This window comes from Campylobacter concisus (assembly GCF_902460875.1).
Classification (GTDB): Bacteria; Campylobacterota; Campylobacteria; order Campylobacterales; family Campylobacteraceae; genus Campylobacter_A; species Campylobacter_A concisus_AA.
Genome location: NZ_CABPVR010000031.1, coordinates 1 through 709, shown reverse-complemented (window position 1 = coordinate 709; position 709 = coordinate 1). Strand labels below are relative to the sequence as shown.

Annotated in this window: 1 protein-coding gene; it reads right to left on the bottom strand. The window is 29.3% G+C overall.

The window, feature by feature from the left end; all coding sequences use genetic code 11:
• A partial coding sequence (locus tag F3H01_RS09135; protein WP_149725566.1) for a hypothetical protein occupies positions 1–536 on the bottom strand: 536 nt, incomplete at its 3' end.
• Between the last annotated feature and the right edge of the window lie 173 nt (positions 537–709).

Genomic DNA, 709 nt, shown 5'->3' with positions numbered 1-709 from the left:
ATATATCTATCTTTTATCTGAAAAAAGCTGCTATCTTTTATATAAGTTTCTTTTAGATCTTCATAAGTTTTTATAAGCTTTGATATAGCATTATCCGCACTTGTCTCTTTTGATGATAGGATATAGTTTGATATGTATTTTGACTTATCGATAAGCACCTTTAAAAATTTCAACCTAGCAGAAATACCAAGCAAAGACAAAATGAGCAAGCCACAAAGCAAAAACTCAAAAAAGGTCTTTATGCCAAAGCTTATTTTCTCGCTCTCGGTAAGTTCTAGTAGCTCATTTTTTATATTTATGGCACTATCTAATAAAAGTATAAATTTATCATCTTCATACTGTTTTATTAAGATTATATCTTCGATATTTAGCTTCTCAGAAAATGCGATCTTGGCTTTAGCTTCTCTTATCTTTTTAGCTTGATAGTTGGCTTCAAACTGGTTAAAGTCTTTATAAATATTCTCTTTTAGCTCACTTTTTGGAAGCATATCAAGATTTGGCGTGCTGTCTTTTACGGAATATATATTTTCCCTCAAATTATTGTTTATTGAAAATAAAGGGCCATTTATAAAGATATTTTTTACGTAGTATTTGGTGTTGTTTGCTAAAGAGAGTTGATTATAAATTGTACTTAAAGTTGCAGCATAAGCTTTTATTATAAGCGGAAAGTCTCGGTCTAAATCTTGTTTAAAATCGCTATCTATTTCTC